The sequence below is a fragment of the Mycobacterium sp. genome (assembly GCF_049608025.1).
Classification (GTDB): Bacteria; Actinomycetota; Actinomycetes; order Mycobacteriales; family Mycobacteriaceae; genus Mycobacterium.
Map to the genome: position 1 here is coordinate 107159 of NZ_JBMYXC010000006.1, position 8558 is coordinate 115716.

Annotated in this window: 8 protein-coding genes; 6 read left to right on the forward strand and 2 right to left on the reverse strand. The window is 66.0% G+C overall.

Annotation, left to right across the window (positions count from 1 at the left end; all coding sequences use genetic code 11):
* Positions 1–29 precede the first annotated feature (29 nt).
* The gene (locus tag ACPGXI_RS03915; RefSeq protein ID WP_526649972.1) at positions 30–284 is read left to right on the forward strand and encodes a hypothetical protein; all 255 of its coding nucleotides are present in this window, start codon (positions 30–32) and stop codon (positions 282–284) included.
* Positions 285–394: 110 nt separating this feature from the next.
* On the opposite strand, the gene ACPGXI_RS03920 is transcribed toward ACPGXI_RS03915, so the two are convergent.
* Positions 395–2170 (reverse strand): ABC-F family ATP-binding cassette domain-containing protein, encoded by a 1776-nt coding sequence (locus ACPGXI_RS03920; protein ID WP_526649973.1) that lies wholly within the window; start codon positions 2168–2170, stop codon positions 395–397.
* Between the two features lie 90 nt (positions 2171–2260).
* On the opposite strand from ACPGXI_RS03920, the gene ACPGXI_RS03925 reads away from it, so the two are divergent.
* The 5 genes from ACPGXI_RS03925 (at position 2261) to tyrS (ending at position 7984) form a co-directional block, all read left to right on the forward strand.
* Positions 2261–5248 carry an AMP-binding protein gene (locus ACPGXI_RS03925; RefSeq protein ID WP_526649975.1) on the forward strand — a complete coding sequence of 996 codons (2988 nt, stop codon included), beginning with the start codon at positions 2261–2263 and terminating at the stop codon, positions 5246–5248.
* 61 nt (positions 5249–5309) lie between these two features.
* Positions 5310–5840 carry a hypothetical protein gene (locus ACPGXI_RS03930; protein ID WP_526649977.1) on the forward strand — a complete coding sequence of 177 codons (531 nt, stop codon included), beginning with the start codon at positions 5310–5312 and terminating at the stop codon, positions 5838–5840.
* Between the two features lie 5 nt (positions 5841–5845).
* Positions 5846–6049 carry a Trm112 family protein gene (locus ACPGXI_RS03935; RefSeq protein WP_526649979.1) on the forward strand — a complete coding sequence of 68 codons (204 nt, stop codon included), beginning with the start codon at positions 5846–5848 and terminating at the stop codon, positions 6047–6049.
* A gap of 11 nt (positions 6050–6060) precedes the next feature.
* Positions 6061–6672, forward strand: coding sequence for a DNA-3-methyladenine glycosylase (locus ACPGXI_RS03940; RefSeq protein WP_526649981.1), 612 nt, complete (start codon positions 6061–6063; stop codon positions 6670–6672).
* Positions 6673–6721: 49 nt separating this feature from the next.
* Positions 6722–7984 carry a tyrosine--tRNA ligase gene (tyrS, locus tag ACPGXI_RS03945; RefSeq protein WP_526650027.1) on the forward strand — a complete coding sequence of 421 codons (1263 nt, stop codon included), beginning with the start codon at positions 6722–6724 and terminating at the stop codon, positions 7982–7984.
* A gap of 317 nt (positions 7985–8301) precedes the next feature.
* Here tyrS and ACPGXI_RS03950 read toward each other — a convergent pair.
* Positions 8302–8558: hypothetical protein (locus ACPGXI_RS03950; protein WP_526649983.1), on the reverse strand; the 257-nt coding region annotated here is incomplete at its 5' end.

Consider the following 8558-nt stretch of genomic DNA (forward strand, 5'->3'; position numbering starts at 1 on the left):
TCGCAGCATGGGTTGGGATTATCGCTGGTGTGCTTTTCATTGTCGCGGTGATTTTCTTCGCCGGGCTGGTCATCGGCCGGTCCGCCGGGGGGTACTACGACTGGCAGCACGGCTATCACAGCGCCCAGATGGCGCCTTGCAAAGCCCAGCACGGCGGCCCGATGGGACGAGGCGGCATGATGAATCCCCGCGAACCGGGGTCGGGTCAAATGCGGCCGGGTCAGACCGGGCCGGGCGAGCATGCGTCGCCGTCCCGAATGCCCAGCCCGGCTCCACAACCATAGGCCTGGAACACATCATCGGGAACACATCATCCGGTGCCAATGCAGTGACCGGGTCACGGTAACCCATGTGATGTTGGGTGCACCCCAAACGCTATGTCAGAAAAGGGAATTCAGCCGCTATCCTCGGCAGCAGCCAGCCAAGCCCCTTCGAGGGAGTCCTTGCGGGCCAGCAGCTCACCCAGTGCGGCGTTGAGTTCACCCGCGCGTACGTGATCGGCGGCGGCCTGCGCCATCGACTCGTGTAGCGAGGCGATCTGGTCGTCGAGCTTCACCAACTGGTTCTCGATGCGGGCCATCTCCTTGCCGGCGCGGCGTTCGCGTGCGGCCGCGGACTCACCGCGGGCCGGCTGCGCCGATGCCGGCGCCGGCGTGGGGGTCACGGATCCGGCTGCCGCACGGTCGGTCAGGTACTGCTCGACGCCGCCCGGCAGCAGATCGCAGCGTCCACCTCCGGTCAGCGCATACGTCACATCGCTGACGCGCTCCAGAAAGTACCGGTCGTGCGAGACGACGATCAGCGTGCCGGGCCAGCCGTCGAGGTAATCCTCGATGACCGTGAGGGTGTCGATGTCGAGATCGTTGGTGGGTTCGTCGAGCAGCAGGACGTTGGGCTCGTCGAGCAGCAGTCGCAGGAACTGCAACCGGCGCCGCTCCCCGCCGGACAACTCGGCGATGCGGGCGGTCAGTTTGTCGCCGACGAATCCGAAATCCTTCAACAGGGTGTCCGCGCTGATCTCCCGACCGCCGGCCAATGCTGCGATTCTGCGGTGGTCCTGCACGGCGTCAATGACTCGCTCTGTGCCGTCGACTTCGTCGAGAGCCTGACTCAGATGGCCGATACGCAGTGTCAGGCCCCTCTTGATTTTGCCGGCGGACGGTTTCACAGCACCGGCGAGCAACCGCAGCACCGAGGTCTTGCCGCTGCCGTTGACGCCGACCAACCCGATGCGTTCCCCGGGCCCGATCGACCAGTCGATGCCCTCGAGCAGCGTGCGCGGTGGATCGCCGACGTCGAAGCGCACCCGGTGCATGTCGAAAACATCCTTGCCCAGTCGTGCTGCGGCAAAGCGCTGCAGGACAAGGGAATCCCGCGGCGGCGGTTCGTTGGCGATGAGTTCGTTGGCCGCCTGGATGCGGAACTTCGGTTTCGATGTCCGCGCGGGAGGTCCGCGCCGCAACCACGCCAACTCCTTACGCATCAAGTTTCTGCGCCGCGCCTCGGTGCCGGCGGCTACCCGCATGCGTTCGGCGCGGGCCAGCACGTAGGCGGCGTACCCGCCGTCGTAGGCGTCGACGACGCCGTCGTGGACCTCCCAGGTCCTGGTGCATACCGCATCGAGGAACCAGCGATCGTGGCTGACCACCACCAGTGCCCGCGCCGGACGAGAGCTCAGGTGCCCGGCCAGCCAGCCGATCACCTCCACGTCCAGATGGTTGGTGGGTTCGTCGAGCACCAGCACGTCATGCCCGGCCAGCAGCACCTCGGCCAGCGCGACCCGGCGGCGCTCGCCGCCCGACAGGCTGGTCACCTCGGTGTCGAGGCCGATACCGGATAACAGGTTCTCGACCACGGATCGGGTGTTGGAGTCGGCCGCCCAGACATGGTCGGGGTGGTCGCCGGCAATCACGCCGCGGACGGTGGCGCCGGGGGCGAAGTCATCGGCCTGGTGCAGGTACCCCACCGACAGGCCCGAAGTGTGCGTGACTCGGCCGGTGTCGGGATCCTGCACGCCGGTCAACACTTTCAGCAATGTGGTCTTGCCGTCGCCGTTACGGCCGACCACGCCGATCGCGTCGCCGTCCTCGACTCCGAGGCTGACAGAGTCGAGCAATGTGCGGGTGCCGTAGCCGACCGTGGCGCGTTCGACGTTGATCAGGTTTGCCATCAGCCGCCGATGATAGGCGCGCCCGTGCCATGATGACGACACGCAGTCCGGGGATCAGAACAGCCGATACAAGCGATAGGGGAACGCGGAGTGGTGGACCTCTCGGCAATCACCAGGCCGGTGGGGCGGCTCGTCGCTACCGCGCAGAACGGCCTGGAGGTCCTGCGATACGGCGGGCTCGAGACCGGCGCCGTTCCGTCGCCGTTCCAGGTCATCGAGAGCGTTCCGATGTACCGGCTGCGGCGCTATTTCCCGCCCGACAGCCGTCCCGGCGCCAAGCCCGCAGGACCGCCGGTCCTGATGGTGCACCCGATGATGATGTCGGCTGACATGTGGGACGTCACCCGACACGAGGGCGCCGTCGGAATCCTGCACGAGGCCGGCGTCGACCCGTGGGTCATCGATTTCGGGTCACCGGACAAGGTCGAGGGCGGGATGCAGCGCAACCTGGCCGACCACATCGTGGCTCTGAGCGAGGCCATCGACACGATCAAGACAGTGACGGGACGCGACGTCCACGTTGCCGGCTATTCGCAGGGCGGCATGTTCGCCTACCAGACGGCGGCGTACCGCCGGTCCAAGGACATGGCAAGCATCGTCGCGTTCGGCGCACCTGTCGACACGCTGGCCGCGCTACCCATGAACCTGCCGGCCAGCCTGGCACCTGCAGCCGCGGACTTCATGGCCGATCATGTGTTCAACCGGATCGACGTCCCGGGCTGGCTGGCACGAACCGGCTTCCAGATGCTGGATCCGATCAAGACCGCGCAGTCGCGGCTGGGCTTCCTGCGCCAGCTGCATGATCGCGAGGCGCTGCTGCCACGCGAGCAGCAGCGCCGCTTCCTGGCCTCAGATGGCTGGATCGCCTGGTCGGGTCCGGCGATCTCCGAGCTGCTCAAGCAGTTCATCGCGCACAACCGGATGATGACGGGCGGCTTCTCGATCCATGGGGATCTGGTCACGCTGTCTGACATCGACTGTCCGGTGCTCGCTGTCATCGGCGAGGTCGACGACATCGGGCAGCCGGCGTCGGTGCGCGGAATCAAGCGCGCGGCGCCGCAGTCCGATATCTACGAATACCTGATCCGCGCAGGACATTTCGGCTTGGTCGTGGGATCCAAGGCGGCGAATCAGACGTGGCCTACTGTCGCTGCCTGGGTACGGTGGCTGGATGCCGGCGGTGGTATGCCCGAGGGCGTGTCACCCATGGCGCTGCAGCCCGCCGAGACCAGCGAGAGCGGCGTCTCGTTGACCTCGCGGTTGGCGCACGGTACCGCCGCCGCCACTGAGATGGCTTTCAGCCTGGCCCGATCAGCGGCGGATGCGGTCGTCGCCGCCAATAAGTCGGCCCGCACTCTGGCCATCGAGACCGCGCGCACGCTGCCCCGGCTGGCACGACTGGGTCAGGTCAACGACCATACCCGAATCTCGCTGGGCCGCATCATGTCCGAGCAAGCGAGTGATGCCCCATTCGGGGAGGCTTTGCTCTTCGACGGGCGCGTGCACACCTATGAGGCCGTCGACCGGCGCATCAACAACGTCGTGCGGGGCTTGATCGAGGTGGGCGTCCGGCAGGGCGCCCGCGTCGGGGTGCTGATGGAGACCCGGCCCAGCGCACTGGTGGCCATCGCCGCGCTATCCCGCCTGGGTGCGGTCGCGGTGCTGATGCCGCCCGACGCCGACCTGGCTGCCGCGGCCCGGCTGGGCGCGGTGTCTGAAATCATCGCCGACCCCATCAATCTGGATGCCGCACATGCGCTGAATATGCGAGTCCTGGTGCTCGGCGGCGGTGAATCCCGCGATCTGCACCTGGCTGACGGCGGCGTCGCCGATGTCGTCGATATGGAGAAGATCGACCCCGAAGTCGTCGACCTGCCCGGCTGGTACCGGCCGAACCCCGGACTGGCGCGTGACTTGGCGTTCATCGGGTTCAGCACGATCAGCGGGGAACTCATCGCCCGCCAGATCACCAACTTCCGGTGGGCGCTGTCGGCGTTCGGCACCGCCTCGGCCGCCAACCTCGGCCGCAACGACACCGTGTACTGCCTGACGCCGCTGCACCATCAGTCGGGCCTGCTGGTCAGTCTCGGCGGTGCCGTCGTGGGCGGGGCCCGTATCGCGTTGTCGCGGGGACCTCGCCCGGACCGATTCCTCCAGGAGATCCGCCAATACGGCGTAACGGTGGTGTCCTACACCTGGGCGATGTTGCGCGAGGTAATCGACGATCCGGCGTTCTCCCTGACCGGTAGCAGCCATCCGGTCCGACTGTTCATCGGCTCGGGAATGCCGACGGGGTTGTGGAAGCGCGTCGTGGACTTGTTCGACCCGGCTCACGTTGTCGAGTTCTTCGCCACCACGGACGGGCAGGCCGTGCTGGCCAATGTCTCGGGCGCCAAGATCGGCAGCAAGGGCAGGCCGCTGCCCGGCAGTGGCGAGATTGCCCTGGCCGCCTACGACCCCGAGGACAACCTGATCCTCGAGGACGATCAAGGGTTCGTCCGCCGCGCCGAGGTGAACGAGGTCGGGGTGCTACTGGCGCGTCCCCGAGGGCCGGTCGACCCACTGGCCCCGGTAAAACGCGGTGTTTTCGCGCCCGCCGACACGTGGGTCTCCACCGAATACCTGTTCCGCCGGGACGAGGACGGCGACTACTGGCTGGTGTCGAACCGCGACGGGGTGATCCACACAGCGAGCGGACCGGTCTTCGCCGCAACGGTCAACGATGCCGTCGGGCGGCTAGGTGCCGTCGACATGGCCGTCACCTACGCCGTTCAGGCGGGCGGTGAGACCGGCGAGACGATAGCCGTCACAGCCCTGGGACTGCGCCCGGGCGGCAGCGTTCCCGCTGCCGAGTTGTCTGATGCGCTCGCCGAGCTTGCGGTGGGCGCCGCGCCCGACATCGTGCACGTGGTGGCGGACCTGACCTTCTCCGCGACCTACCGCCCGCTCGCCGGCCCGTTGCAACGGGCCGGCATACCCAAGCCGTCGCGTAACGCCTGGTATCGCGATCCCGATACCCATCGATATAGGCGGTTGACTGCCGCGGTGCGCAGCGAGGTCGTGGGCAGTCAGCAGTGATGCCGGGCGGCGGCCGCACTGTTAGGCTCGCGCTGGTACGGCCGTCCACGAGGAGGTATAGATGTCGTCACGCATCTGGCGCCGCCCGGTTGCGGCCGCGCTGGTCGGCACGGTGGTGGCCGGCGGCCTGGTATCGGGGTTCACCGCACCCGCGGCCCTGGCTCAGCCGAGTGACTCCTCGACCCAGTCCCAGGAGACGGCGTCCCAGGCGCAGCCAAGGCGGGTGTCTCCCGACCAGATTCTGATGGCGATCTCCCAGGACTACCAAACCGGTGCCGGGGGCGGTCAAGTGTCCAAGCTGATCGACCAGGTGATCACCCTGCGCAAGCGGGGTGTCCGAGTTTCGCGGTCCAATGCTCAGGCACTGGCGGCCGCGCTCGATAAACGCCCGAACCAGAAACCTCTGATCGATGCGCTCGAGGGGACGTTGTCCGATCAGCGCCGGCAGTTCGCACGGGGAGGCATCCAGGCGCCAGGCGGCGCGCCCCCCGTTGCGACTCCCGGCAGTCCGCATTCGCCGATGGGTGGCGGCTATTCACCGGGCAACCCGATGGATCGGGACAAACCGGTCTTCGAGACCCCCGGTCGCTGAGCGGGATGACACTGGACGACACGCTGCTCTCCATCCTGGTCTGTCCCGAGGATCGGGGTCCGCTCCTGCTGATCGACGATCAGCTCTACAACCCGCGCCTACGGCGCAAGTACCGCATCGACGGCGGCATTCCGGTGCTGCTCATCGATGAGGCCGTTGCCGTCGACGAGGACGAGCACCGGCGGTTGTTGGCGGCGGATCAGGCTTGAGGATCTGCACGGTGGGTAGAGACTCACTGGAGGTCGAGCCATTGCGCGCCGCGCATCAGCTCCTGGGAGCGGTCCTCATCGGCCGCGGCGTCGAAGCGGTGATCGTCGAGGTCGAGGGTTACGGAGGACCCGAAGACGGTCCGTGGCCAGACGCGGCATCGCACTCATTCAGAGGTCCGGGGCCGCGGCATTCGGTGATGTTCGGGCCGCCCGGAATGCTCTACACCTACCGGAGCCACGGCATCCATGTCTGTGCGAATGTCGTGAGCGCGACGGCCGGGGTGGCCGGCGCGGTGCTGCTTCGCGCGGCGGTGATCGAGGCCGGCACCGAAACCGCCCGGCTGCGGCGAGGCGACCGGGTCAGTCAGTCTGCTCTGGCGCGTGGCCCGGGAAATCTGTGCGCTGCGTTGGGAATCACCATGGGCGACAACGGGATCGACCTCTTCGACCCGGCGGCACCGGTCCGGCTCGCACTTGGCGAACTCAGAGAGAGCGTGTCCGGCCCCAGGGTGGGTGTCAGCAAGGCTGCCGACCGTCCATGGCGAATGTGGCTGGCAGGGCATGCCGAGGTGTCGGCGTATCGGCGCAGCCCACGGGCACCGGGTCCAGGTGAAAGCGACTAGTACGGAAAGATCGAAACCCGTGACTTCTGAGTTTTCTGGAGAGACACCGATCCTGGACGAGCTGACATGGCGAGGGCTCATCGCTCAGTCCACTGACCGAGATGCGCTGGCTGAGGCGTTGGCCTCCGGGCCACTAACGGTCTACTGCGGTTTCGATCCGACAGCGCCGAGTCTTCATGCGGGACATCTGATGCAGTTGCTCACGCTTCGGCGTTTCCAGCAGGCCGGGCATCGTCCCATCGTGCTCGCCGGTGGTGCTACCGGGATGATCGGGGATCCGCGCGACATCGGTGAACGCACCCTGCACACCGCCGACGTCGTCGCGGACTGGGCCGGCCGCATCCGGGGTCAGTTGGAGCGCTTCGTGGAATTCGACGATTCTCCGACCGGTGCTGTGGTCGCCGACAATCTGACCTGGACCGGTCAGCTCTCGGCAATCGACTTTCTCCGCGATGTCGGCAAGCATTTCTCGGTGAACGTGATGCTTGACCGTGACACCGTGCGCCGCAGGCTCGAAGGTGGGGGGATTTCCTACACCGAGTTCAGCTACATGCTGCTGCAGGCCAATGACTTCGTCGAGTTGAACCAGCGATACGGGTGCACGCTGCAAGTGGGCGGGTCCGATCAGTGGGGCAACATCATCGCCGGCGTGCGACTGGTCCGGCAAAAGACCGGAGCCACGGTGCACGCACTGACCACGGCGTTGGTGACCGACTCCGAAGGCCGGAAATTCGGTAAGTCCACCGGTGGGGGCAGCCTGTGGCTTGACCCCGATATGACCAGTCCGTACGCCTGGTATCAGTACTTCATCAACACCGCCGACGCGGACGCCGTCCCATACCTGCGGTGGTTCACGTTTCTGGCCGAAGACGAGGTGGCCGAACTTGAGCGGGCCACCGCCGATCGCCCGCACGAGCGTGCTGCACAACGGTGCCTAGCCCGCGAGCTCACCACCCTGGTGCACGGTGCGGCGGCGACGGCCTCGGTTGAGCACGCAAGTCAAGCACTGTTCGGTCGGGCTGAGTTGGCCGATCTGGATGAAGCAACACTGTCGGCGGCGTTGCGCGAGGCCTCGATTGCCGAACTGCCTCCCGGCAGTCCGGAATCGATCACCGACCTGCTGGTCGCCAGTGGTTTGTCCGCGAGCAAGGGAGCGGCGCGCCGGACCGTCGCCGAGGGCGGGGTGTCGGTGAACAACGTCAAGATCGCCACCGACGATTGGGCTCCGGGGCCAGCGGACTTCCTTTTCGGCAGGTGGCTGGTGCTACGGCGGGGCAAACGAAATATTGCCGGCGTCGAGCGGGTGAACTGACTCGCGCTCCGTGTCGCCTGGCGAGCGATTTGTCCTGCTCAGAGGCTTTTGCCGGGTCCGGGAACACGCCGGGAAAATATTTGTCGGGGTCCGGGAACATATTCGGCGACAGCGACGTTGACATCTTCGTGGAGTTGACGCACCTGTAAGGGTGCGCACGCTGGTTTGCGTTGAAAGACACGCCCCAGCAGGCCATTTGACTCCTAGTTTTCCCTCACGTAACTTGTTGACGTCGTCGCGACGCGGGTTAGCCCGCTGAGCGCGACGGCGTCCCAGAGGGAAGCTCCACTTCGGTGGTTTCCTGACCGTCCGCACTACTAGATCGCGGCATTGTGCCGCGGGTTGGTCGCGCGGCCGGGTGGGTGTGTTGTTTGAGAACTCAATAGTGTGTTTGGTGGTTTTTGTTTGTTGTTTTTTTGGTTGTGCCTCTTTTTCCCGTTTAGGGGTGTGACTGTTTTTTGGGAAATGCCAGTTTTGGTGTTTTTTGTTGGTTTCGGATTTTTCTGATTCGGATTCTTCCTGGCCCTTGTGTGGGTTGGGTGGTTTTTGTTTGGAGAGTTTGATTCTGGCTCAG

Coding starts and splice junctions, on each gene's coding strand:
- ACPGXI_RS03935 (WP_526649979.1), top strand. CDS start 5,846: ATGACACTGGACGACACGCTGCTCTCCATCCTGGTCTGTCCCGAGGAT.
- ACPGXI_RS03930 (WP_526649977.1), top strand. CDS start 5,310: ATGTCGTCACGCATCTGGCGCCGCCCGGTTGCGGCCGCGCTGGTCGGC.
- ACPGXI_RS03920 (WP_526649973.1), bottom strand. CDS start 2,170: ATGGCAAACCTGATCAACGTCGAACGCGCCACGGTCGGCTACGGCACC.